Below are 26,412 nucleotides of genomic sequence, written 5' to 3'. Positions count from 1 at the left end.
GTTATTTTCTTAATTCGTCAAGGGCAAGGTTTAATTTCAGCACATTTACAACCGAAGGACCAAACATGCCCAGCAAAGGACCCACCGTATTTTTCACCACCAGTTCAGCAACTGCTCTATCGGTTAAGCCCCGGTTTGCAGCAACTCTTTTGATCTGCATGATTGCTCCTTGCTCAGATATGTTAGGATCTAATCCACTACCTGAAGCGGTAACCATGTCAGCAGGGATATCAGCCTTTTTCAGATATGGATGATATTTTAGCAGCGTATCAATCCTCGCTGATACAACAACCAGATAATCAGGATTTGAAGGACCTTTATTTGAACCTCCTGATCCGGCCGCGTTATAGTCGACCGCCGATGGCCTGCCCCAGAAATATTCTGGCTTAGTAAAAGACTGACCGATTAAAGCATAGCCTGCCACTTTACCGTTTTTAAAGAGTTTCTCACCTCCACCATTCCCTTTAAAGAAGCTGCCTCCAAAGGCAACCATTAATGGATATATTACGCACAGTAGCAACATCAGCACTACAGTAAGGCGTATAGATTGTAACAAGTACTTTTTCATGTTTTTTATTTTTAAACAAACAATCCAACAAACAAATCGATCAGCTTAATGCCAATAAATGGAGCTATTACTCCGCCCAGACCATATATAAATAAGTTTCTGCGCAGCAATGCACTTGCTCCAATAGGCTTATAGGCCACACCTTTCAAAGCCAGAGGAATCAGGAAAGGAATAATGATCGCATTAAAAATTACCGCCGATAAAATGGCACTTTCCGGACTGTGCAGCCCCATGATATTCAAATGCGATAGCGCAGGAATTGAAGCGATAAATAAGGCGGGCACAATGGCAAAATACTTAGCCACATCATTGGCAATGGAGAAGGTGGTTAAAGTACCACGGGTAATCAGTAATTGTTTACCAATCTCCACGATTTCGATCAGCTTAGTTGGATCATTGTCCAGATCCACCATGTTACCGGCCTCCTTAGCCGCTTGCGTACCGCTGTTCATAGCTACACCAACATCGGCCTGTGCCAATGCCGGAGCATCATTGGTACCGTCTCCCATCATGGCTACAAGCTTACCCAAAGCCTGCTCTTCTTTAATGTAATTCATTTTATCCTCGGGCTTAGCTTCGGCAATAAAATCATCTACCCCAGCTTTTTCTGCGATAAACTTCGCGGTTAGCGGATTATCTCCAGTTACCATTACTGTTTTAACGCCCATTTTGCGCAGGCGCTCAAAACGTTCGCTGATACCCGGTTTAATGATATCCTGTAATTCAATTACACCAAACGCCTTTTCATTTAGGGCAACAACCAGAGGCGTACCTCCATTGCTGGCGATTACTTTCACCTGCGCTTCAATGTCCATTGGAAAAGGATTACCGGCCATTAGCACGATATTCCGAATGGAATCAAATGCTCCCTTTCTAATGCGTTTTCCATCTGGTGTGTCAATACCGCTGGAACGTGTCTCGGCAGTAAACTTGATAAACTTTGCACCCTCAGGAGCATCGCTCAGGATATGGTTGTCCTGTATAACTGCCAGTTCAACAATTGATTTTCCCTCAGGGGTTTCATCAGCCAGCGAGCTCAACACACAAGCATCAGTAAAGTTCTTAAGCGACACACCTGCCGTAGGGTAGAAATTAGTGGCTTTACGATTACCAATAGTGATAGTACCGGTTTTATCCAGTAACAAAACATCAATATCACCGGCAGTCTCTACCGCTTTACCTGATTTAGTGATCACATTGGCACGCAATGCTCTATCCATCCCAGCTATACCGATTGCAGAAAGTAAACCTCCAATTGTTGTAGGAATCAAACACACAAACAAGGAGATTAAAGCCGCTATGGTGATCGGCGTATTGGCATAGTCAGCAAATGGTTTTAAGGTGATACATACAATGATGAATACCAGGGTAAAACTTGCCAACAGGATGGTAAGTGCAATCTCGTTCGGGGTTTTCTGACGGGATGCACCTTCAACGAGAGCAATCATTTTATCCAGAAAGCTTTCGCCGGGTTGTGTACTTACCTGCACCTTAATCTGATCAGACAGTACTTTAGTCCCTCCTGTTACTGAAGACTTATCACCTCCCGACTCCCGGATTACTGGAGCGGATTCGCCTGTAATGGCCGATTCATCAATAGTCGCGATACCTTCAATGATCTCCCCGTCTGTTGGGATGGTATCACCAGCTTCACATACAAATACATCACCTTTTTTAAGGAGATTAGAAGATCGGATTTCAATAGTTCCGTTGCTCAGTAATACCTTTGCAGGTGTTTCTTCCCTGGTTTTTCTTAAGCTATCAGCTTGTGCCTTGCCTCGTGCTTCGGCAATGGCTTCAGCGAAATTGGCAAAAAGAACTGTAAGCAATAGAATGAGGAAGATCAGGAAATTGTACAAGGGAGATCCTTGATCAGTATGCGTAAACGAGTATATCGTAACGAAAGCCATGATCAGGGTACCAATCTCAACGGTAAACATTACGGGGTTACGAACCATAACCCTGGGGTCAAGCTTGATAAAGGATTGTTTCAATGCAGTTTGCACCAAAGCGGGTTCAAATAATTTATTAGAAGTTTTCATCTATTTATATATTACTTTCTATTTAAGCATCGTAAAGTATTCTGCCAAAGGACCTAAGGCCAGTGCAGGGAAATAAGAAAGGGCGTTTAAAACCAGAATAACTACGAAGGTCATCAGGCTAAAAGTAACCGTATCGGTTTTCAGTGTACCTGCAGATTCAGGAATGTATTTTTTAGCACCTAATAACCCTGCAATAGCTATAGGCGCAATAATTGGGAGGAAACGACCGAGTATCAATACAAAACCGGTGGCCACATTCCAGAATACATTGTTATCGCCCAGACCTTCAAATCCGGATCCGTTATTGGCATTCGATGAAGTCATTTCATACAACATTTCGGAGAAACCATGGAAACCGGGGTTATTTAACCAGTTCTGAGGTTGAACCGCCCAAGCAGCTTCGCCATTATTGGTAAATACATAACTAGCTATTGCTGTACCTGAAAGAATTAAAAAAGGACTCAACAGCGTAACCAATGCCGCTATCTTAATCTCCCGGGCTTCAACCTTATGACCCAAAAACTCTGGTGTACGGCCAACCATTAAGCCCGAAATAAATACGGCTATAATCAGGTAAATGAAATAGTTGAGTATACCTACTCCACAACCACCATAAAACGAATTGATCATCATGCCCAGCAATTGCCATAAGCCTGTAAGTGGCATGGTACTGTCGTGCATACTGTTTACCGATCCGGTAGAGATGATGGTAGTTACGGTGCTCCAGTAGGCCGACAATGCCGGTCCAAATCGCATCTCCTTGCCTTCCATTGCTCCCGTGGCTTGTGAAATACCCATTTTTTCTATAGCCGGACTACCGCCCAACTCACTGATGAGTGTTGGTATCATTAACAAAAGCATCCCAATCGTCATTACACCAAAAATCATCCAGGCAAGTTTTTTACGACGGATGAAATAGCCAAAGGCAATGACCATTGCGATCGGAATGATGACCTGAGCGATCAATTCTACCATTGCAGTCAGGTAGCTTGGGTTTTCTAATGGATGGGCAGAATTTACCCCGAACCAACCACCACCATTTGTACCCAGATGTTTGATGGCAATAAATCCAGCAGCAGGACCTCTTGAAACATTTACTGTGTCACCCTGCACTGAAATAAACTGGTCTTTACCTTCATAGCTGGTAGGTGTACCATTGAAGGCTAATATTAAAGCGATTACTAAGGACAAAGGCAACAACAAACGGGTAATAGACTTCACAAAGAAATCCCAGAAATTACCCAGTTTTGCAGATGTTTTATCTCTAAAAGCTTTAAACAGAACCACCGCAGCAGCTATACCGGTTGCACAGCTTACAAACTGCAAAAACATCAGTACAAAATGCTGCGTTAAATAGCTTACACCACTTTCTCCTGAATAATGCTGCAGGTTACAGTTTACCACAAAGCTAATGATGGTATTAAAAGAAAGGTCAGGTGCCATGCCTGGATTACCATCAGGATTTAAGGGTAATTTATCCTGATAGATTAGTACAAAGAATCCATACACCAACCAAACCATATTGATGCTCAGCAGCGCTTTCATGTGCTGCTTCCAGTTCATTTCTTCTTTTGGATTGATACCGGACAATTTGAATATGCCGCTTTCAATCGGTTTTAGAAAGTCTGTCCAGACTTGCTCTCCGGCAAATACCTTTGCCAGGTACTTGCCCAACGGAATAGCTATTACCAGCGTTAACAGGTAGGTAGCAATAATTCCAGGTAATTCAGTGTTCATAGCTTTTAATTAAAATTTTTCTGGTTTAATCAGCACGTAAATCATATAAATGAATACTGCGATTGCGATAAGGAATAATGCGATCATGATTTTTAGATTTTCTCGAACCAGTCGATTGATTTGTAAAATACCCAGCACATTAGCAGCAGGGCAAGAAGAAGTAGGATTGTTAACATAATTATGTTGTTTTTGATAGGCAATAGCCAATTGGCATACCATCATTGCCAATAAACACGTAAACAACTGACTATCAGACAACAAAAACAAACAAAATACAAATACACAATTTCCTAAACCAAATAACCCTTCCATTTTGGAAGGGTTATTTATCATTTTGGTATATTTAACCAAAGAAATCCTGATGATGATTATCTCTATACAACCGACACTAGAAAACGAACAGATAAAACTAATCCCTTTAACTAATCATGACTTTGAGGGGCTTTTTCATGTGGCTTCAGATCCCGAAATATGGATGCAGCATCCTAACAGGGACCGATGGAAACGGGAAATTTTCCAAACTTTTTTTGATGATGCCATCAACGGTAAAGGTGCTTTTAAAATTATTGATCACAGTACTGGTGAGATTGCAGGCAGTACTCGTTTCTACGATTACAATAAAGAAGATAACAGCATTTTTATCGGCTACACTTTCTTTGCCACCAAATACTGGGGTACCGGAATAAATCCTGTAGTAAAAAAGTTAATGATGGACTACATTTTTCAACAGGTTGACAAAGTATATTTCCACGTTGGCTCAACAAACCTCCGATCGCAAATTGCCCTCACAAAAATAGGTGCTAAGAAAGTCGCAGAACAAGACTCTTCTAAACCTGGAGGCCCCTTAAACCTGAAGTTTATTTACGAAATCAACAAAACTGAAAAACAACTCAGAGGGCCTCTCTAATACAATTTACACTTTAACCGTACTTTAATATCGTCTGTTTTTTTTTCAAGCTATTTTTTGAAAAGAAAAATTACCTTCTCTGATGCGGCCTCAGGCGCTGTTGCCCTTCAGCAACAGATGCCAGACGCAGAAGAGAACGGTTATTTTTCAATTTTCCTATACAAAGTCGTCAACCCTATCCCTAATAACCGAGCAGTTTCCGTCTTATTTCCCCCTGTATATTTCAATATCTTATCGATATGCTGTCTTTCTACATCTTCCAATTTCATCATGTCCCCTTCCGCTGCAATACCGGCTGTATGAAACTCATATGGCAACAGATTCCCATCTAACAACGAGCCATCGGCCAAAATCACCACCCGTTCCATTACATTTTTCAGTTCCCGGATGTTACCTTTCCAGGAATGCTTCAACAGCAAGTCCTCAAATTCTTTATCCATCGTAAAAGCCGGTTTATTTACCTTATTGGCAAACTCCTTTAAATAATGGCGGGCAAGCAACAAAATATCCGACTTACGTTGGGTCAAAGACGGCAGTTCAATAGAAAACACGGAAAGGCGATAAAACAGATCGAGTCTGAACCTACCGGCATCAGCCTCCTCTTTCAATCCCCTGTTTGTAGCTGCGATAATCCGAACATTCACCTTGGTGGTTTGCGTATCGCCTACTTTGATAAAAGTTTGATTTTCCAGCACCCGTAACAACTTAGCCTGCATATCCAGATTCATCTCCCCTATTTCATCAAGAAATATGGTCCCTTCATTAGCTTCTTCAAGTAAGCCCTTTTTATCTTTCACCGCACCGGTAAAGGCACCCGCTTTATGGCCAAACAACTCACTTTCCAGTAATTCGTGGTTAAAGCCACTGCAGTTTACTGCTACAAAAGGTTTCATTTTGCGCAAGCTCTCGTAGTGAATGGCCTGGGCAAAGACTTCCTTTCCCGTGCCGGTTTCACCTAATAAAAGAACTGTTGTATCTGTTGCAGCCACCTTTTGAGCAAGGTTAATGGCTTCATGTATGGCCTTCGATTGCCCCAGGATACTACCGAAACTATATTTCTTAACCACCTTATTTTCGAGCTCATTAACCCGATACTGCAGTTTTGCTTTGTCGAGGGCTTTATAAACCAAGGGGATAATTTTATCGTTATCGTCGCCTTTAGTGATGTAATCGAAAGCGCCATTGCGCATAGCCATTACACCATCGGCGATCGTACCAAATGCAGTGAGGTTAATCACCTCGGCATACGGTCTTATTTTCTTGATTTCCTTTACCAGTTCAACGCCATTAAAATCCGGAAGTTTCACATCGCTAATCACCACATAAACCTCATGGTTAGCGAGCAACTTTAAACCTTCCTTTCCTGTGTTCGCCTGCAATACCTTAAAACCTTCCAGTTCTATGATGCGCGCCAGAAGGCTGCAGATCTTTTTCTCGTCGTCTATAATTAGGACCGTATACTGCATAATGATAATTTCAACAATATTAGTAATTATTTTTCATGACGCATTTATGGCAATAGTATACCTTACCAAAATGGCAGGGTAATTTCATTTTAATTACATTTGCGTTCCTTCAAATTATCATTATTCTTATGAAGCTACAACTTTCAACTTCCCTCTCATTTTTGACTGCCGCTGTAATTTTCATTTCCTCTTGTCAGGATGGAAAAAAATTACCCATTCTAGGGCCAAGAGCTGCAGAGACCGTTAAAAACGCTGATGGATCTACAAGTATCGATACCGTATACAAAACCATTCCTGCATTCAGTTTTTTAAATCAGGATTCAGTAGCGATTACTAACGATAAGTTTAAAGATAAAATTTACATTGCCGATTTCTTTTTCACTTCATGCAGTACCATATGCCCTACTATGCATAGAAACATGAAGGAAATATTTGAGAAATATAAAGACAATCCTGAAGTGATGTACCTTTCTCATACCATCGATTTTAAATATGACACTCCATCTGTACTAAAAAAATATGCGCAGAAACTAGGGGTAGATGATGGCAGATGGCAATTTGTTCATGGTAGCAAAGACAGCGTTTATAAAATCGCGGAAAATGATTACTTAGTTGCAGTCATTGAAGACAGCACTGCTAAAGACGGTTATATTCACCAGGGATGGTTGGTATTGATCGACAAGCAAAAACGCATTCGTGGTGCCTATGATGGCACAGATACCAAGCAGGTAGCGCAATTGATGAAAGACATTCCTGTTTTACTGGCAGAAGATAAAAAATAAATTATGCGCAGGTTCCTGATCAGTTCAGTATTACTCATTGCCCTTACTTCTATAATTTATTCCTGTCAGGATGCGGGAAAAATTAAGCAGGACGTTTACTATGTAAATGGCAGGGACCTGTACATTAAACATTGCCAGAATTGTCATGGTGCCAATGGCGAAGGTCTAGGTATTTTAGCACCTCCGCTTACCGACACCCTTTTCTTAAAAATGAACAAGCAAAAGCTTGCCTGTTTCATCAAAAATGGGATAAAAGACACGATTGTTGTCAATGGCCAAAAGTACGAAGGTACCATGCCTGCATTCCCTGAATTATATGATATCGATATCGCACAATTACTGGTTTACATCAGCAATTCATTTGGTAATAAACAGGGTATGTATACCCCCGAACAAGTATCGGGGGATTTAAAAGGTTGTAAATAATCCTGCTGGAAAGTTATCCATAATAACATATGTAAGCTACATCAGCATTGCATACTACATCGAAAGAAGTACCTGCTGCTACATCAAACTCATCCTTTTCATCATATTTATTGAATTCTCCACCTGCCAGTTTTACTTCCATACTACCGGATATTACGATCATTTTTTCGGGTGTAGAGGCAGAAAAAGTATAGATACCTTTTTTCATCACGCCCAGGGTAGCTTTACCCTTTTCGGTTTCCAGGCCCAGGCTTTGAACTCTTCCTTCAAAGTAAACATTGTGACTTACGGCTTCATTTAGAGAATTGATTGGATTACTCATAGTTTTCGTGGTTGGTTACGGTTAATGTTGAGTAACAAATGTATTGAAATAAGCTTAATTTTAAGATCTTTTTCAAATCAGCTCCTGATAAGTTTTTGTATCTTTGTACAAAATGCAAGCTGTTCTATCGCTGGCCCGATTAAAAAGGGAAAGAGGAAAGTCCGGGCAACACAGAGCATCTCGCTTCCTAACGGGAAGAGGCTCAGGACTGAATGCCTGAGTTATGGAAAGTGCCGCAGAAAACATACCGCCGATGGCTTTTTAAGCACAGGTAAGGTTGAAAACGTGAGGTAAGAGCTCACGATTTTTCCGGGCGACCGGAAGAGTGGTAAACCCCGGGAGTTGAAAGACCAAATAGGCTAACGCATGTAGGGCTGCTCGTCCGATGTTAGTGGGTAGGTCGTTAGAGATAAATGGCAACATTTATAGTAGATTAATGATAGAATTTCGATTTATCGGAAACAGAACCCGGCTTATAGGCTTGCATTTTTTTATTTTATAAATGGGTTATTAATAATATGAATTATATTAGTAGCCTAACCTCAAAAATGATTAGCATTACCTATGGCAAAATTATTGATAATTGATGATGAACGAGCAATAAGAAACACCCTTCGAGAAATTTTAGAATACGAGAATTACGAAGTTGAGGATATTGATAATGGTGTTGAAGGATTAGAACTCATTAAGAAAAAGAAGTTTGATCTTGTCCTTTGCGATATCAAAATGAACAAGATGGACGGTATGGAAGTGCTGGAGCAAGCGCTTGCGTTTAGTCCGGATCTTCCTTTCATCATGATTTCTGGCCACGGTACGGTTGAAACAGCCATCGAAGCCAGTAAAAAAGGTGCCTTTGATTTCATTTCTAAACCACCTGATCTGAACAGGTTACTCATTACTGTTAGAAATGCGCTTGACAGAGGTAACTTAGTTACCGAAACCAAAGTCTTAAAAAGAAAAGCCAGCAAAACAAGAGATATTCTTGGTAGCTCTGATAACATCAATAAAATTAAGGAAACCATTGAGCGCGTTGCTCCTACTGAAGCAAGGGTTTTAATCACCGGAGCAAATGGTAGTGGTAAAGAACTGGTTGCACGTTGGTTGCACGAAAAGTCTCAGCGTGCTGAAAATCCGCTTATTGAAGTAAACTGTGCGGCTATACCTTCTGAACTTATAGAAAGTGAGCTTTTCGGTCATGAAAAGGGTTCATTTACCTCAGCTGTAAAACAACGCATTGGTAAATTTGAATTGGCTAATGGCGGTACTCTGTTTCTGGATGAGATTGGCGACATGAGTCTTTCTGCACAGGCAAAAGTACTTCGTGCATTACAAGAGCACAAAATCACCCGTGTTGGAGGCGAAAAAGAACAGGAAGTAAACGTTCGCGTACTTGCGGCAACGAATAAAGATCTGTTAAAAGAAATTGAAGCCGGTAACTTCCGTATGGATTTATACCACCGCTTAAATGTCATCAACATCCATGTACCTCATTTAACTGAACGTACAGAAGATATTCCTGAGATCGCATTGAACTTCCTTGAAGAAATTTGTCGCGATTATGGTATGCCGGTTAAAAAGATTAGCGAAGGTGCTATGTCTGCCTTACAGGCTTTACCATGGACAGGAAATGTTAGGGAGTTGCATAATATGATCGAACGTCTGATCATTTTAAGTGATAAAACGATTACTGAGAATGATGTGATCTCTTTTGCCAACCCTGGTGGAGGAACAAATATAGGTGCTGCCGGTTCAAATAACGGGCATGCGGTCTCTAGTGGTAGTCAGGCAGTAGATTATGATAAATTCAGTAATTTCCAGGATTATAAAGATCATGCGGAGCGCGAATTTATCAAGTTCAAGCTGGAGAAAAACAACTGGAACGTATCAAAGACTGCAGATGACATTGACATACAGCGAAGCCATTTGTATAGTAAAATCGAGAAATTTGGTTTGAAGCGAGTTACAGAATAATATAATATTCAAAAATAGCCTCCCGACAAAAATCAGGAGGCTATTTTTTTTATGGTAAGGTTGTTAAATCAACCGTGGAGGGCTTAATATGTATAAACTCTAAATTCCGCAAGATGACTTGATTGTTGCTTCCCTTCGAGCATTGTTAATTTTATATGTTTATACCAATTTGGTTCAACAGGATATTCCTGAGCTTGCTTTAATGCCGGATTGAATACTAAATTATCTCCAATAAGGGTCCAGACTGTACCATCTAAACTGGCCTCCAGTTTAAACTTTGTAAAGCCATTAGAATTGTTTTGACGAGGTATCATTGCAATTTTTGTAACGTAAGTAGAGTCTACCATATTAAATGCTAGCCAATGAGGGAATGGGGGCTCCTGAGTTGACCATGAGGAATGCCAGAATGTATTGATATCTCCATCAACTACAGCAGCCACATGCCCGTTTATAGCTCCTTCACCAGTTAATTCCTCAGAACTGGCTGTAACCTTCCATTTACCTCTTGCAGCAGCTTTTTCTACTAACTTAGGAACAACTATTAAAATGGTTTTTACTGTGGGGTTAATAGTGTAGCCTGAAGCATCAGTTATGCTGATTGGTAAAAGATAATCCTTGGTTGAGTCAAATTTATTTGAGAAATATTTGATATTAATCAGTTCTGAAGATACTTTCCCTTTAGGAATAGTTACATCTGTGCGGTCTATAGTATAAGCATCGGTGGGAAACTTTTGATAAAGAGGTAAGGCAGAATTGCTACGTATCACATTTATGCTATCAAAAGCTCTGTTGTCTATTGCTACTTTAATCAGAATTGGGCTTGCCGGCAGACCTACCGCACCAAACCCTACACCAAAACTAATTGAACGGGCATTATCTGTAAACGGAAAAATCTGGAGTTCCTGCAAACCGCGGTTTGCCTTTGCCAGAAAAACTTGAGCACCCTTTTTAGTGTCCGTCTCCTCGTTAAATGCGTCATTCTTTGTGCAGCTGAAAAATATACCGAGGCCAAGAAGAATGAGTAGGTGATATTTTATTTTTGTATTCATAATTTTTAATCTAATGAAGTCTAAAGTCGTGTATAGCTAGTAACCTGGAAACTGTACTAAAAGCTTGTTTCTATCCATCTCATTTTGCCCGTACGGGAAGAAATAATATTTCCTTTGCCATACTTTTCTAACTGTTGCTACAGTACGTACATGGAATGCCGGATCTGATAATGAGGTACCTGCATCTATATTCATCCCATACATTGCCCCACCCTGATTAGACCCTGGTTTATCGGCTATTTTCCAACGACGCACATCGAAATAGCGCATACCTGCTTCATAGCAGAATTCAATTCTTCTTTCCAGCCGAATTTCTTTACGCATTTCATCCTGACTGAGCGCTCCTGTTAAAGCGGGGATTCCTCCTCTTACACGGATCTCATTTAAATATTTCAATATATCCGGGTGACCAGGTTCAGCCTCGTTAAGTGCTTCTGCATAGTTTAAATATAATTCAGCTAAACGGATTAACATTGCTGGTCTGTCGTTAGTAACCGAAGGATTAAAATTAATATTCGGGATTATGTTTTTACGTGCAGTATAACCTGTTTTAGGCCAGTCACGTGCATTGCCATCCTTACCTGAACTGCCTGTTTTAAAGAATTCAACCCTTGAGTTATTTTCTGTAGGCGTATTAGCTTTTGCCACCCCAGGATTTACCGAACCATTAAAAGTGACATCAACATAGAAACGAGCTTCCCTGTTGCGGTACATTTGATTGGTTCCCGCAACATATAATGTCGTTGTTTTAGAACCGATTCCAATAACACCTCCGGTATTTGGATAAGTATTTTCATTATAAGTTGAGTTTGTGAATATAGAAGAACCATCCTTCATTCTAAAATCATCTACCAGACTTTGCAGAACTCCCATTCCATTCCATGCACCTCCTGAGATTGAACGTGGAGAACAGTGACGCTCCCAGCTCGCATTTTCATCGGAAGCACTCCTTAACCAGATACCTTCTGTTTTCCATCCATCCCAGAACATGTTTCTACACGACAAATATGCTGCCCTGAACGGATCATCATCTGCAACTTTAAATAGATCCTTACCGTTAGCAATAGCCATATCAATAGCAACTTTCGAAGCATCAGCAGCTTTTTTCCATCTTGTGGCATCAAACGATTGATTAAATAGCTGCTTGCCATCAAAGTTCTTGAAATCACCAAGTTCGGTATTACCATTAAACAATGGGCTTGCATGATATAGCAAAATTTGAGACTCGACAGCTGAAACAATCAGTTTATTGATTCTACCTGTTTGAGCAGGATCTAATTCAGTTGAACTTCCTACTGCGTAGTTTTGCAAAGGCACATCCGCTTTGGCAATAGCCATTTCAGAAAGTACAAAAGTTACGCATTCGTCCCATGAGCTTCTGGGAATTTGAAAATTGTCTTCTACACTTGCCGATTTTAGTGGCATTAATACTACCGGGCCTAGTTCTTTCATCATTAGCCAGTAATAATAAGCCCTCATAAACCTGGCTTCACCTTTGTACTGTTTGATTAATTGTGCCCCGTTAGGTAAAGCAAGGATCTCCTTGTTATTATCTATATTTTCTAAAAAGATAGAAGCAAGACGGATTTTCTCATAGTATGCTCCAAAGTTTGAAGGGGAACCATCAGCTGTAATTGCTCCATTATTAATTGATGGGGCTGTTCCTACCCCCCAGTTAGCAAACTCGATTTCATCACTGATGCCCGTGTACTGATAGGTATAGGGAGCCGCCCAAATATCAGGAACCGAGCTATATAAACCTGTCAACCAACGCTCAGTTTGACCTCTGTTTAGAAAAATATTATCAATAGTGATAATGTTATCAGGTATATTATCGAAATACCCCTTTTTGCAACCTACAGGTGTAAGCATTAACAGGCAAACAACTCCTGCCAATGCTTTTCTAATATGTTTATATTTTAAAGTCATGATCTGTTATTGAAAGTTTACACGTAAACCAAGATTGTAAGTGGTAATATTTGGATAGGATGCACCCCTTGCATCGCCAAGTTCAGGATCCCAGAATTTCCATTTAGAGAATGTGATCAGGTTTGTACCATTAGCATATATTCTCAGGCGCTTAATGGCTACTTTTTCAAGAAATTTCTTGGTGACAGTAAAGCCAATCTCTGCACTCTTTAGGCGAATATAATCTGCTCTTTTAATCCACCAGGTGCTGGTATTATAATTTGAAGTAATATCCTGACTGGTTGACATTCTTGGATAGAATGGGCGTTTATTAGGATTATCAGGCGTCCAACGGTCATTTGCATAGGCATACATGTTTCCGAAAGTAGCACCATTAGAGAATGGTTGTGTTGCAAAACCACTTGCATAGTTAAAATCTACGAGTCCTGAACCCTGGAAAAACAAGCTCAAATCAAACCCCTTATAACCGCCACCAAAGCTAAGTCCATAAACTATACGGGGAACGCTTCCATAGCCTATTGCAGTTTGATCATTAGAATTGATAATACCATCACCATTTAAATCTTTATAACGAATATCACCCGGTCTTACATCACCTGCTTGAACAGCTGCATTGGCTATCTCATCTTCAGTTTGGAATAACCCGGTTGCGATGTATCCAAAACGCTGGTTGATAGATTGTCCTATCCGATTTAAGTAATCATATCTCCAGGGTGGCAAACCATCAAATTCTGCTAAGTTTTTATTCGTATTAAAGGTTCCTCTGAAAGAAAAGAAATTTTGATTAGTCCAGTTTTTGGTATAGTTTAAAGTGACATCAATCCCTTTATTGTTGGTAATACCAATGTTTCCGTAAGGAATATTACCGGCGGTAAAACCAGAGTTGTATGGAATCACATAGTTAGGTAATAAAATGCCTGTACGCCTTTCTTTAAACAACTCAACGATTAACTGCAGGTCATCATTAAGGAAATTTAACTCGACACCTAAGTTTTGGCGACGGGCAGTTTCCCATTGTACATTCCCGCCAATGCGACTTTCGGCATACCCAGTACCCCCTCTTAGCTGACCAGGTTCACCAAAAGTATAAGCACCACCATCGCCAATTGTTGTTAAATAAAGAAAGCGTAATGCATTGCTTTGAACTGCTGAGTTACCGGATAAGCCATAAGTATAACGTAGTTTAAAATGAGAAACAACATCTTTAACCGATTCAAAAAACTTTTCATTTGACACTACCCAGCCCGCTCCAATTGAAGGAAAAAGACCGAAACGACGAGAAGGCACAAAGTTATCTGAACCTGAGTATCCGAAGTTACCTTCGATAAAATACTTGTTCATATAGCCATATGTTACCCTACCTACTATATTACGCTGACGATAAGGGATAGCCTTTGTCCAGTTATCTATTCCGCTTAAACCACTTCTGTAATCTGACTGATTGAATAGCAATAAGCCTGAAACATCATGATCACCAAATTTTCCTGAGTAATTTAATGATGATTCGGTGTAAAATCTTCTGTCACTTTCATTGCTCATTCCGAAAGCAAGGTCGCTGCTTCCTGGAGTCGAGATCGTACTTATCAAATTCCCTTCAGAATCTCTTGCAGTTGCATAATACGTTTGCAGAGTCCTGAAACGACGTTGGGTATTAATTCCTTTAAAATCGAAGGCAAACATCGTAGAGGCAGACAAACCTTTTACTAAAAAGTTGAGATCCTGAGTTACCCTGATGTTTGATCTGACCGTATTGTTATAAGCATTAGATACACCAGATTGAGTTAAATACATCCATGGACTTGCTCCCGTTCCGGTTAATTGTGGCCATTGCCCATTTGAATATTGAATTGGAATAATATGAGGTGAGGTTTGAGTAGCAATATTAAAAATAGCATCAATACCAAAATTGGGCTGATTAACATTGGTTATGAATCCATTAATCCCCAAATCTAGTTTAGTGGTTTTTGTTAAATTAACACCAACATTACTGGTAAAGTTGAACCTGTCAAGTTTTAAATCAGAATTATATGCCTGATTTTCATCACGCTTAAACTGACCTTTTTCTCCAAAATATCCAGCTGAAATATAATATGTTGCATTTTCGGAGCCTCCGCCGACATTTAATGTGGCACGTTGATTAAAACCGTAATCATTAAACAACTCGTCATACCAGTCCACATTTGGGTATAAATCCGGATCTTCGCCGCTTGCATGTTTAGCGATTCGTTCTGCAGAATATAAAGGAGCCCTTCCACGCATGGTTAAACCCTCATTATATAATGACATAAATCCAGGGGCATCTAAAAACTTAGGAAGTTCTGTAAACTGACTTGCAGCTTTATTAATTTCTGCATTTATACTTGGCCTTCCAATCTTACCTTTTTTGGTATTGATCAGGATAACACCATTAGCGCCTCTGGCTCCATAAACAGCAGTTGCCGAGGCATCCTTTAACACGGTAAAATTCTCAATATCCTCAGGGTCAATATTTGCAATGTCCCTATCAGGCACTCCATCAACAACCAACAGCGGACCTTGTGGGCTAGAAGCAAAAGTTGCAATTCCCCTTATAAATATGTTTGAGCCATCAAATCCAGGTGCTCCACCACGTTGGGTTGCAACAACCCCTGCTAATCTACCCGCTAAAGCACTTGTTAGATCTCTAACCGGAAGCTTTAGTTCTTCAGGTCTTAATGTTACCTGTGAGCCTACCACGCTGGCTTTCTTTTGCTTACCATAACCAACAACAGCGACCTCATTCAAGCTGCCTTCATTTGGTACCATCACTATGTTTAGATCTACCCTATTCCTTACAGGAACGGCTTGCGGCTTATAACCCAAATAAGAGAATTCCAATGTGTCCATAGGATCCACCTCAATGGCATATTTACCCGAATTATTTGTTACGGCACCACTCTTTTCTCCCTTTATCTTTACGCTTACGCCAGGCATAGGCATAGATAGTTCGTCCTTTACTATACCTGATATTTTTAGTGGTTTAATGCTGTTCGTTTGTCGGTTAGTCTGCTGTTCGGCTTTTTCCTTAACTACGATAGACTTCCCCTTCAATGTAAAAGTTAAAGGACCTTTTGCCAACACCTTATCGAGAGCCTCTTCCAGTGTTACTGCTTTTAAATTTAAGGTCATTGGTTTTATCTTATCCATATCAGTAGAGAGGATAATAATGTTATAGCCAGATTGCTTCCTGATAGATTTCAGTACATTATCCAACGGCATGTTTGTAACGTTCAGCGTAATTTTATTTTGTGCTATGCTCGCTGCATTGACTTGTAATAATGCTGCTATTATTAAAATAACGGTCAACTTCATTGCTAATAGAATTTTCTTGTTCATACAGAGATACCTATACAAACCAGACAAATAAATTTTCATACATTTGGTTTAGTTTGGTCAACGATTACACATAGCATTCCCATGCTATCTGGTAATCAGATTCGATTAATTGTTTTGTTAAGACTGGTTTTTGGAAGGATGATCCAAACTATATTCCAGGGGTGCTCCAACACTCCTGGTTTTTATTTATAAGGTTATTATGACCTGGATACATCACTAAGTAAAGTTTATGGCATAATCGTAATCCTCCTTCCCTCGGTTTTAAATTTAAACTTCTCTGTTTCCTCCAGTAGCCTTAATACCTCAGCCAGTTCTGTTTTTCTGGATATCATTCCGGTTATCTTAGTCCTATTATCGGCTATACCTTTACAGTTCACATCTACATCATACCAACGTTCCAACTTACGCATGATCATCGTGAGGTTATCATTATCGAAAATAAAATAGCCTTCTTTCCAGGCAACAACCTCCTCAATATCTACTTCTTTTACACTAAACACACCAGGTGTTAAAACGGATTGCTGACCAGGAATTAATATTTTATTATCGCGGATGGCAGACTTACGGCACACTTTCACCCTGCCCTCCAATAAAGTTGTTCTGATTGCGTCTTCATCACTATAAGCGTTTACATTGAAATGAGTACCCAAAACTTCTATTTCCTGATTATCCGAAACAACCCTGAAGGGTCTTTTCTTGTCTTTTGTTACTTCAAAATAAGCCTCGCCAATCAGCTCAACCTTTCTTTCATCACCCTCAAAACAGGTAGGGTATTTTAAGGTCGAAGCAGCATTTAGCCACACTTTTGTGCCGTCAATAAGCGTAATCTGGTATTGACCACCTTTAGGTGCCTCAAGCGTATTGTGCTTACCCTTATGTGCTTCAGAACCAGAAATCACTCTATATGCTACCTGTCCATCAGCAGTTTTAGTAATTTGTACGTTGTCCTGCAGCGCCAATGTACCTGTTACACTATCTGTCAACTCAATACGTTTTCCATCTGATAGTGTAAGATAAGCCTTATTTGTACCTGGTTTAATTTTATCATGCTTTGCGATTTCTTCGCTACGTTTATTAACAACATCAAAAACAAAGTATGATAATCCCAATCCGAAAACAATAAATAAGGAAGCTGCGATAAGCATACGCTTGATGGTAAAAATACTGTCGGCAGGGGGTTCAATATAGTTGGCCTTAGCTAGTTTTGATGATATACCGTCCCAAATTTCATTGCTTGATTTTTCATAATCAGGTTCAGGTAGTTCGTCCTTTAAATTATTGCTTTGTTTATTGTACCAGTTTTCAACGATGGCAATTTCTTCAGGTGTACAAATTCCTCTATTATATTTATCAAGTAGTTCTTCTTGTTCCGTTTTATGGCTTTTCATCGCTTTGTTTATCGCATATTTGAAGCGATTTATAAGTATAACGATTTACAGGAAGGCAGGTAGTAGATGATGTTAAAAAAAGTTAAAAAAACATTAAATGCGCCTAGCTTCTCTTTTAAAATATGCAATGCATTACTTACCTGTTTTTTAACGGTTTTATCAGAAATATTTAACTGTTCCGAAATTTCTTTATGGGTCTTATATTCTTTACGGCTCATCTCAAAGATCACCCGCATTTTAGGGGGAAGAGATTGAATTTCCTGCTCTATCTGACGAGCTAGATCACGCTGTCGAACCCGGCTATCTGGAGGATGCGTGTCACTTTCCATTTCTTCCTTCAGGGAAATCATGTATCTAGCCTTTACTTTAGTATGCTTAACATGGTCCAGAATCTTATTTCTCGTAGCCGTATACAGAAAAGCAGCCAAAGGGCCATGAATAGTAGTGCTTTCGACTTTTAACCAAAGCATAGCAAATACTTCCTGAACAACATCCTTTGCTTCTTCATCATTCTGAAGCATCTTTCGGGCATGACGATACAATATAGCCCAATACCTGTCATAAATTACCCTGTATGCAGTTTTATCTCCTGACAGAAATAAACTCAGTATCTCCTCATCTTCAACTTGTGACATTCTGCTATTCATCTCAAATACTTAATAAATCATTTTGAATTTTCCAAAATTCAATTAGTAGTATAATCAAAAAAGATTGTCAATTCAATAAGGTTATTTGTGTGTGGAACTAAGCTAATAAATAAATTCACATAAAAGTTACGCAAACGTTTGCGTAATTTACTATTCCATGTAATCTGCTTGTCTGCTTAGTAAAGCTCGATACTTATTAAAAATTGAGGTCTTCGAAACGAAACCAAGATACCCACCATTTGCATCAAGCACCGGCAATAACCAGGCATTCTCCTTTTCCATCTTTTGCAATACGACCTTTAACGGATCAGAAATCATAACCACATCGGGAGCCACCTGCATCAAATCATTTACAGTGTGCTGATCTGAATGGTTAATTCCTTTTTTTAAGATATCTTCTACATACACCAGCCCTTTAAAAAGCTGATCTTCATCTACCACCGGAAACAGATTTCTTTTAGACTGCAGAATCTCATTTAGACGTTCGGCAATCAATTCACCCTCATACAAAATCAGATAATTCTTTTCAACCAGATGCTTCAATTTCATCATATTTAAAACTGTAGTATCCTTATCTTCAAGAGAAGATAGTTCTCCCCGCTCTGCTAAAGGCGTGGCATAAATGGAGTGTTTATGCTTGCCTCGGTTGATGAGGTATGAAATGGCTGAGGTAATCATCAATGGAACCATTAAGATATAGCCGCCTGTAATCTCGGCAATTAAGAAGATACCGGTAAGTGGTGCATGCATGATCGCGCTCAATGAGGCTGCCATACCTGCGACGATAAAATTGGCCACATTTAGCTGAGCAATGCCCAGCGTATTGATGCTAAAAGCTACGACAAAGCCAATTAAGCCACCCATAATTAAGCTGGGCGCAAAAGTTCCTCCATTACCACCCGCACTTAGGGTAATTAATGTAGCTGCCGATTTAGCAAAAACTGTAACTATAGTAAACATCACCACAACCCAGGGTAAACTACTATAGTCTGAAAACAGACTATTAGCCACCAGCGCCGAGTAATTACCCCCTAAAAGGTTCTTAATGGTGATATACCCCTCTCCATACAAGGTTGGGAATAAAAACACCAGTAACCCCAGCATCAATCCTCCCAATACTACCTTTTTATAAGGATTGCTTACTTTATAAAATGAGGATTTAATGAAAGTATTGATTTTGGTAAAGTAAATAGAAAATATGCCGATCAATACTGCTAATAACACATAATAAATCAGGGCATCCATCCTCCAGCCTTCTGTAACCAGAAAAAAAAGTTGCTGGTTATAAAACAGTCGCGCCACTACCGCTCCTGTGGCTGAAGCCAGTAACAGGGGTATAAAGGCAGGAATGGTAAATTCAGGCAACAGAATTTCTATCGCAAATACAATTCCGGCAATCGGACTGTTAAAAGCAGCAGCAATACCGGCCGCAGCACCGCAAGCGAGCAACATAGTGGTCTCACGGTAAGATAAGCCTAAAAAACGGCCCACAACAGAACCAATACCACCACCACTGGTTACAATGGGTGCCTCCAGACCTGTTGATCCGCCAAAACCAACGGTCAGAGCAGCTGTAATCAACTGTGAATAGATATTATGGGGTTCTATTTTACTTGATTTCTTAGAAATCGTATACAGCAAAGGTGTCAAACCCGTTTCAAACTTTCCCTTTCGGATAAACCTGCGGACATACATGACCGATAGCAAGATCCCAATAAAAGGAAAGAAGAAAAAGAGATAATATTTATACTGCCAATGAAAACCACTTTGTAAGAACTCTTCAATGTGATGTGTAATGGCTTTAAGTAGAGAGGCAGCAAGTCCAGCAAGTACACCTACTATCAGTGCGGCAATAACCAGAAAATTCCTGTTGGAGATCTTTGTTTTCCTGTACTGATTGATTTGGTCTATATAATTCACTAACCTAACGTACATCTCTATCTAAACTCTAGGCATCAAACTTATCCAACAATTTGATGAGTGTTGCAAAATCTTTAGGATATGGAGCTTCGATTACGATGTCCTGTCCGTCCAGACCTTTAAACACAAGATGTTTGGCATGCAGGGCGAAACGCTTCATAATAGGTTGCTCTTCTTCGTCCTTAGTTAAACGATAGCCTTTTTTAATGCTCGACAAAAATACTGGTTTACCTCGATACATATCATCACCGGCAATTGCAGCACGTTGTGTAGCCAGGTGAATCCTGATCTGGTGCATACGCCCTGTGATAGGCTTACATTCCACCAAAGTATAATGTCTGTAATGCTTTATGGTATTGAAGATGGTTTCGGCACGTTTGCCTTCTTTACGGTCGATTGTAACGCTTTTATTCCCATCATTTAAAATCGGCAGGTCTATAAACAGATCCTTAAAAGTAAACTGCCCGTCCACAACCGCATGATAGGTTTTATTTATTTTACGTTTTTCAAACTGTATGGCTACAGAACGATAAGCCTCAGGTGTTTTTGCAATAATAATAGCACCTGAGGTTTCTTTATCCAAACGATGGCACACTTGTGCATCAGGAGAATATTGTTTTGCCAGTCGAAGTATGTTTACCTCTCCCGAACCGCCACGTTCGTCTAATGAAGCTACAAATGGCGGTTTATTTACAACGATGTAATCATCGTTTTCGAATAGTATAAGATCTTTAAAAGAAGGATATTTCAATATGATAAGAATTTCTTAGCTGCAAAAGTACTAAGAAAGTTCGAATTTATACCCCACACCTTTAACTGTAGCCACATATCTTTCACCTAATTTCTCGCGTAGCTTACGAATATGCACGTCAATTGTGCGGTTCGTTACCACTACAGAGTCTTCCCAGATGTTCTTTAATATAGACTCTCTTGTATATACTTTCCCTGGTTTAGAAGCCAATAGGTACAGCAATTCAAACTCTTTTTTAGCCAGAACTACCTTTTTACCATCCTGATAAACCAGGTAAGCTTCTCTGTCAATTACCAGATCACCTATCTCTACTTTATTATCAGATACTTCATCGGCGCTCGAATTTCTTCTCAGGATAGCGTTTATACGGCTAACTAATGCACGTGGTTTAATAGGTTTTGCGATATAATCATCAGCCCCAACGTTAAAACCAGCAATTTCAGAATACTCCTCACTGCGGGCAGTAAGGAATACCATAAATGTATTTTTAAATTCAGGAATAGCACGCATTAATCTACAAGCCTCAATACCATCCATCTTAGGCATCATGATGTCCAGGATAATTAAATCAGGATGTACCTTCTTAGCAATCGTAATTCCCTCCTGTCCATTTGCTGCCAAAAAAACCTGGTAACCTTCTTTTTTTAGGTTATACTCTATCAGCTCTAATATATCTGGTTCGTCATCAACAATAAGTATCTTCTGTTTTACGGTGCTCATAGCTTTAATTATTTGTTACGAAATTAGGTAATCAATTATAATATAGCGTTAAACTCAAGTTAACAAATTGTTAATACCCTCATGTATATTAACATGAATTTAGGGTTAGCGTAAAGTTTTACTCAAAAATGCTTCCAACTCTTCACCACGAAGGTTTTTAGCAATGATTTTTCCGCTTGGATCAAGAATAAAAGAACTTGGAATAGATTCAATAGAATACAATACAGCAGTAGGACTCTCAAAATCTTTTAAATCACTGCCATGTGCCCAGGTTAGTTTATCCGCAGCAATGGCGCTTTTCCAGGCTACAGCATCTTTATCCAGAGATATACCCAGAATAGTGAAGTTTTTATCTTTGTACGTGTTATAAGCTTTAACCACATTAGGATTCTCCTGTCTGCATGGCGTACACCATGATGCCCAGAAATCAAGCATTACATATTTACCTTTAAAATCCGACAATTTAATGGGCTTACCATCTACACTATTAATGGTAAAATCGGGTGCTTGTTGCCCAATTTGTACCGATTTAAGCTTAGCTATTTTAACTAAAAACTCTGTTACAACAGGGTTATCATTAAAACTGCTTTTAATCTTATCTGAATATTCAACCAATTCCTTTTCATATTCCGCAGGATTTAAAAGGTTCATCGCATAAAATCCAACCAAAGAAGTGGTGTTATCCTGAGCAAACTTCAGAATAGCTTTATTTAAGCCATTAATCTCCTGAGTATATGCAGGTTTCATTTGCTCCATGATCACATCTCTTTTATCAGGTTGTGCTGCTACTGCCTCATCAAACTGCTTTTGGATTTCAGAGATTTTTCCCATATACTGGTTTTTCACCTTATTCAATTCTTCCAGTTTATCAGCTTCCATCGCTCCTGAAATCGTGTAGGCAAGCGTCTTATCTGTAAGATCAGCATTGATTTTTATGTGGTCGCCATTTTTAGCGATAATCATATATTCACTATTGCCTGTAGAAATCTTGAAAAAATCTACCGCAGGTGCGCCGTGAGTGAATTTAAAGTCGCCATTTTTCGAAAATACGGTAGAATCCAATGGTAGGGCACGATCTTTCTGGAAACCAAACAAATACACTTTACTTCCTGCTGCTGCATTTTTAAACTGTCCCTCTACCACAAAAGTGTTTTCATTTTTACATGCTACAAAAACAACACATAACAGTAATATATAACCTATTCTCTTTATCATACTCGTAGTTATTTTAACTTTTCTTCTAACAATTCATTTACTTTCTGTGGATCGGCTTTTCCTTTGGCAAGCTTCATCACCTCACCAACAAAAAGTCCCAATACCCCCTTTTTCCCTTTCTTATAGGCTTCCACCTGAGGCTGGTACTTCGACAGCACATTATCTACAAAACCTGATAACTCATCAACGTTTTCTTCTATCAGCAGATTTAATCGAGCTGCCAATTCTAAAACGCTATCTACAGGTGCTTTAAACAGCTCCGGCAACAGTTTTTGAAGCGCAACCTGTTGAGTAATTTTCTTATCATCCACCAAATTGATCACATCGGCCAATTGCTCAGGGATCACTTTAAAGTCGGCTATTCCTATTTCAGCATCATTCAACAATGCCCTCACAGAACCTGTAAGCCAGTTAACCAGGCTCTTTTTGTTATTCACATAAACCAAAGCTTTATTAAAATAAGCCAGCAGGTCATGATCTTCGGCTAACATAGTAGCTTCCGACGCCGTAACACCATAGTCAACCACCAGTTTCTTGGCAATCTCCTGTGGCAACGCGGGCATATCGAATTTCAATTGTGCCAGCCATTCATCCGAAATATGCACAGGTGCAAGATCGGGGTCAGGAAAATAACGGTAATCATTTGCTTCTTCTTTAGTCCGCATAGGTGCCGTAGTACCCTGATCCGCATCAAAAGTAAGCGTGCTTTGTATAATCCTTCCTCCGCTTGAAATCACTTCTTTCTGGCGACCAAACTCAAAGTCCATCGCTCTGCGTACATTTCTGATAGAGTTTAGGTTTTTCACCTCGCAGCGTGTACCAAATTCAAGCGTGCCAAATTCTCGGATAGAGATATTGGCATCACAACGTAAACTCCCCTCTTCCATATTCCCATCACTCACATCGAGGTGGCGCACCAGTTTTCTGATTTCTGTTAGTAAAAGGGAGGCTTCTTCAGCACTTCTGATATCAGGTTCAGTTACGATTTCAATTAAAGGTACACCGGCCCTGTTCAGGTCGACGAACGAATATTTATCATCCTGATCATGCAAACTTTTGCCTGCATCTTCCTCTAGGTGGATTCTGTTAATACCTATACGTTTTTCTTCACCATTACTTAAGGTTACGTTCAGAAAACCATTCTGACAGATAGGTTTATTGTCTTGCGTAATTTGATAGCCCTTAGGCAAATCTGCATAGAAGTAATTCTTTCTATCAAAATAATTGATCTGATTGATGGTACAATTTAATGCCAACCCCATTCTTACGGCTTTAGCCACAACTTCCTTGTTTAACTTGGGCAAAGCACCAGGTAAAGCCAAAGAAACCGCAGATATATGCTCATTGGGCTGTGCACCAAATGAAGCGCTATCTGAGGAGAATATTTTTGATTGTGTATTTAATTGTACGTGGATCTCTAAACCGGATACCAATTCGAATTCTGATGGAGAAACTGCAGTTTTCGTACTCATTTATAGGCAATAATTTTTCTTAGTCCTTCATGTATTTGACATACAAACATAACTATTTATACGTTACCAAATACGCTGTAACTACAATTATACTTGTTATAATTCCCCCGGTAACCTGAGAGGCTTGCTATCATAAACCAGATAATCAACTGTTACAAACTCGTAATCGGGATGTGGATTAAGAATCTCTATTTTCACTTTGTGATCTCCTTTTGCAAGCTGATATCGCCAAAACAGGTCTGTCCTTGCTTGATTTGCTCCGGTTGGGAAATTGGCTCGTTCTACTTCCCTGCCATCTATGAATAGTGCGCCCTGTAAAACATGTGCTGCTGCATTTGCTTTCTTTTTATGCGCATATCCGCGTATTACAAAGCCGATCCCGTTCATATTGAATTCCAATTTATCCTGAAAAGTTTTTGCTAAAGAAATACGGCCGACAGGAAAATGACCTGCAAAGTTTTCTTCAAATCGAACTGTTTTTGGTGCAGAAATTGTAATTATCACCTGATCATCACGCACGCTCCCACCATTTTTAAGAATATTTTTCAATGCATGGTTATAGCCCATTTCATAAACCTTATTTAAAGAGACCTTTGTAAAACTAAAATCTCTATGTTCAGCCTTTTTAAGCGGGGTGATCCATTTCTGAGGGATTTTATCATATCCTAAAATCACCCCAAGGATACCTGCAGCACTAGAGGGATTACAATCCGAATCCTGTCCCGCACGTGTCGATATTTCAAGTGTTTTTGTAAAATCTCCTTGTCCATATAGTAAGCCTATTACCACATAAGCAGCATTAATCTTTGCATCAATATTTAAAGGATGAAACACCATGCTTGGACAACCTACATCTTCAGCCCACTTTTTCTGGACTTCAAACCAAGTTCTTTTCCAGTCGGTCGGATACAGCTTATGCCATTTAACCACATCAGCTATGCACTGATAAAACTTACTTTGCACAGGAATTGCCTTTAGTGCTGTATTTACAATGTAAGAAATATCATTATTTATAAAAGCGAGCGCATACATGTTAGATATAAATACGCCTCCGTACCAACCATCACCTGAATTCATGATGTGACCAACCTTATCGCTAATATCCGAAGCTGTATTTGGCATTCCAGGACTCATCAGCCCAATAAAATCAGACTCTATCTGGAAATCTATGTCATCAGCATGAGGATTATTTAACCAATGGCCCGACTTAACCGCAGGTATCCCCTGTTGAATATTATAGCGTCCAGCCTGATTGGCGTGCCATAACTGATATTGAGAAGCAGCAAAAGCCTTAGCAAATGAATCTGCCGGTGCATCGAGTCCCAAACGGTCAAACACTTCCACAAAAGTCAGATCTACATAAACATCATCAAACAGACCAGGAAAAGAAGTCATAGCTTCATTCACGTAATCATCATGCCATTTAATGGTTTCATAATCCTGTATAAAGGTCCCCTGATACTGGAATTCAGAAGGCCAGCCAAAAGTAACGCCAATTGTTTGTCCTGCCCAACCACCTTTAATCTTATCTTTTAAAGTAGATTTAGAAATAATCTTTTGCGCTAAAATCCGTGTCGTACTACCTATGCCAATAACAGACATCAATAGCACCATGGTCCAGAAATTCTTCATACGCTAATTGTTGAGGAGAACGATTTGTCCGGTTTTAACAGATTCATCGCAAGCAAAAGCAATTTTCAGACTATTTATAGCGTCATCTGTAGGTTCAGTTAAATCGATATCCTC

At 39.6% G+C, this 26,412-nt stretch carries 21 protein-coding genes and 1 other RNA gene; 5 read left to right on the top strand and 17 right to left on the bottom strand.

Going from position 1 to position 26,412, the window contains the following annotated elements:
• Position 1: 1 nt before the first annotated feature.
• From kdpC to B9A18_RS25320, 4 genes are read right to left on the bottom strand one after another with little or no spacing between them, the layout of a single operon-like run.
• Positions 2-568: a potassium-transporting ATPase subunit KdpC gene (kdpC, locus tag B9A18_RS20400; protein WP_084291403.1), complete on the bottom strand. Its 567-nt coding sequence runs from the start codon at positions 566-568 to the stop codon at positions 2-4.
• 11 nt (positions 569-579) lie between these two features.
• Positions 580-2,610 (bottom strand): potassium-transporting ATPase subunit KdpB, encoded by a 2,031-nt coding sequence (kdpB, locus tag B9A18_RS20395; protein WP_084291402.1) that lies wholly within the window; start codon positions 2,608-2,610, stop codon positions 580-582.
• An 18-nt stretch (positions 2,611-2,628) separates the two neighbouring features.
• Entirely contained in the window at positions 2,629-4,347 is a 1,719-nt protein-coding gene (kdpA, locus tag B9A18_RS20390) for a potassium-transporting ATPase subunit KdpA (protein WP_084291401.1), read from the bottom strand.
• A gap of 9 nt (positions 4,348-4,356) precedes the next feature.
• Positions 4,357-4,659, bottom strand: a complete 303-nt coding sequence (locus B9A18_RS25320; RefSeq protein WP_200816413.1) for a potassium-transporting ATPase subunit F — start codon at positions 4,657-4,659, stop codon at positions 4,357-4,359.
• Between the two features lie 49 nt (positions 4,660-4,708).
• Between B9A18_RS25320 and B9A18_RS20380 the strand changes: the two genes are divergently transcribed.
• Positions 4,709-5,254 carry a GNAT family N-acetyltransferase gene (locus B9A18_RS20380; protein ID WP_235005390.1) on the top strand — a complete coding sequence of 182 codons (546 nt, stop codon included), beginning with the start codon at positions 4,709-4,711 and terminating at the stop codon, positions 5,252-5,254.
• Positions 5,255-5,394: 140 nt separating this feature from the next.
• Here B9A18_RS20380 and B9A18_RS20375 read toward each other — a convergent pair whose 3' ends face one another.
• Positions 5,395-6,720, bottom strand: a complete 1,326-nt coding sequence (locus B9A18_RS20375) for a sigma-54-dependent transcriptional regulator (protein WP_084291399.1) — start codon at positions 6,718-6,720, stop codon at positions 5,395-5,397.
• A 128-nt stretch (positions 6,721-6,848) separates the two neighbouring features.
• On the opposite strand from B9A18_RS20375, the gene B9A18_RS20370 reads away from it, so the two are divergent.
• Together B9A18_RS20370 and B9A18_RS20365 are read left to right on the top strand one after the other, a co-directional pair.
• Positions 6,849-7,502 (top strand): SCO family protein, encoded by a 654-nt coding sequence (locus tag B9A18_RS20370; RefSeq protein ID WP_084291398.1) that lies wholly within the window; start codon positions 6,849-6,851, stop codon positions 7,500-7,502.
• Between the two features lie 3 nt (positions 7,503-7,505).
• Entirely contained in the window at positions 7,506-7,928 is a 423-nt protein-coding gene (locus B9A18_RS20365) for a c-type cytochrome (RefSeq protein ID WP_084291397.1), read from the top strand.
• Positions 7,929-7,941: 13 nt separating this feature from the next.
• On the opposite strand, the gene ppnP is transcribed toward B9A18_RS20365, so the two are convergent.
• Positions 7,942-8,250, bottom strand: coding sequence for a pyrimidine/purine nucleoside phosphorylase (gene ppnP / locus B9A18_RS20360; protein ID WP_084291396.1), 309 nt, complete (start codon positions 8,248-8,250; stop codon positions 7,942-7,944).
• A 111-nt stretch (positions 8,251-8,361) separates the two neighbouring features.
• On the opposite strand from ppnP, the gene rnpB reads away from it, so the two are divergent.
• Both rnpB and B9A18_RS20350 read left to right on the top strand, forming a co-directional pair.
• Positions 8,362-8,742, top strand: an RNA gene (gene rnpB, locus B9A18_RS20355) — RNase P RNA component class A.
• A 72-nt stretch (positions 8,743-8,814) separates the two neighbouring features.
• Positions 8,815-10,221, top strand: coding sequence for a sigma-54-dependent transcriptional regulator (locus B9A18_RS20350; protein WP_084291395.1), 1,407 nt, complete (start codon positions 8,815-8,817; stop codon positions 10,219-10,221).
• An 83-nt stretch (positions 10,222-10,304) separates the two neighbouring features.
• Here the strand turns inward: B9A18_RS20350 and B9A18_RS20345 are convergent, their stop codons facing one another.
• From B9A18_RS20345 to B9A18_RS20295, 11 genes are all read right to left on the bottom strand, one after another.
• Complete coding sequence (locus B9A18_RS20345; RefSeq protein ID WP_084291394.1) at positions 10,305-11,270, bottom strand: discoidin domain-containing protein; 966 nt, start codon at positions 11,268-11,270, stop codon at positions 10,305-10,307.
• Between the two features lie 36 nt (positions 11,271-11,306).
• Positions 11,307-13,199: a RagB/SusD family nutrient uptake outer membrane protein gene (locus B9A18_RS20340; RefSeq protein ID WP_084291393.1), complete on the bottom strand. Its 1,893-nt coding sequence runs from the start codon at positions 13,197-13,199 to the stop codon at positions 11,307-11,309.
• Between the two features lie 6 nt (positions 13,200-13,205).
• Complete coding sequence (locus B9A18_RS20335; protein WP_159452713.1) at positions 13,206-16,553, bottom strand: TonB-dependent receptor; 3,348 nt, start codon at positions 16,551-16,553, stop codon at positions 13,206-13,208.
• Between the two features lie 227 nt (positions 16,554-16,780).
• The gene (locus B9A18_RS20330; protein ID WP_084291391.1) at positions 16,781-17,941 is read right to left on the bottom strand and encodes a FecR family protein; all 1,161 of its coding nucleotides are present in this window, start codon (positions 17,939-17,941) and stop codon (positions 16,781-16,783) included.
• Positions 17,942-17,970: 29 nt separating this feature from the next.
• A complete protein-coding gene (locus tag B9A18_RS20325; protein WP_084291390.1) occupies positions 17,971-18,588 on the bottom strand; it encodes an RNA polymerase sigma factor in 618 nt (205 codons plus the stop codon).
• A 150-nt stretch (positions 18,589-18,738) separates the two neighbouring features.
• Complete coding sequence (locus B9A18_RS20320; RefSeq protein ID WP_084291389.1) at positions 18,739-20,523, bottom strand: chloride channel protein; 1,785 nt, start codon at positions 20,521-20,523, stop codon at positions 18,739-18,741.
• A gap of 13 nt (positions 20,524-20,536) precedes the next feature.
• On the bottom strand, positions 20,537-21,259 hold the full coding sequence (locus B9A18_RS20315) for an RluA family pseudouridine synthase (RefSeq protein ID WP_084291388.1): 723 nt from the start codon (positions 21,257-21,259) through the stop codon (positions 20,537-20,539).
• A 30-nt stretch (positions 21,260-21,289) separates the two neighbouring features.
• The gene (locus tag B9A18_RS20310) at positions 21,290-21,979 is read right to left on the bottom strand and encodes a response regulator transcription factor (protein ID WP_084291387.1); all 690 of its coding nucleotides are present in this window, start codon (positions 21,977-21,979) and stop codon (positions 21,290-21,292) included.
• A 105-nt stretch (positions 21,980-22,084) separates the two neighbouring features.
• Positions 22,085-23,194, bottom strand: a complete 1,110-nt coding sequence (locus B9A18_RS20305; protein WP_084291386.1) for a TlpA disulfide reductase family protein — start codon at positions 23,192-23,194, stop codon at positions 22,085-22,087.
• 8 nt (positions 23,195-23,202) lie between these two features.
• Entirely contained in the window at positions 23,203-24,666 is a 1,464-nt protein-coding gene (gatB, locus tag B9A18_RS20300) for an Asp-tRNA(Asn)/Glu-tRNA(Gln) amidotransferase subunit GatB (RefSeq protein ID WP_084291385.1), read from the bottom strand.
• A 96-nt stretch (positions 24,667-24,762) separates the two neighbouring features.
• Positions 24,763-26,298, bottom strand: a complete 1,536-nt coding sequence (locus B9A18_RS20295) for an ADP-ribosylglycohydrolase family protein (protein ID WP_084291384.1) — start codon at positions 26,296-26,298, stop codon at positions 24,763-24,765.
• Positions 26,299-26,412: the final 114 nt, after the last annotated feature.

Source organism: Pedobacter nyackensis, from assembly GCF_900176505.1.
GTDB lineage: Bacteria > Bacteroidota > Bacteroidia > Sphingobacteriales > Sphingobacteriaceae > Pedobacter > Pedobacter nyackensis.
Note: the sequence above shows the minus strand (reverse complement) of the source record. Positions and strands in the feature narration are given on the sequence as shown.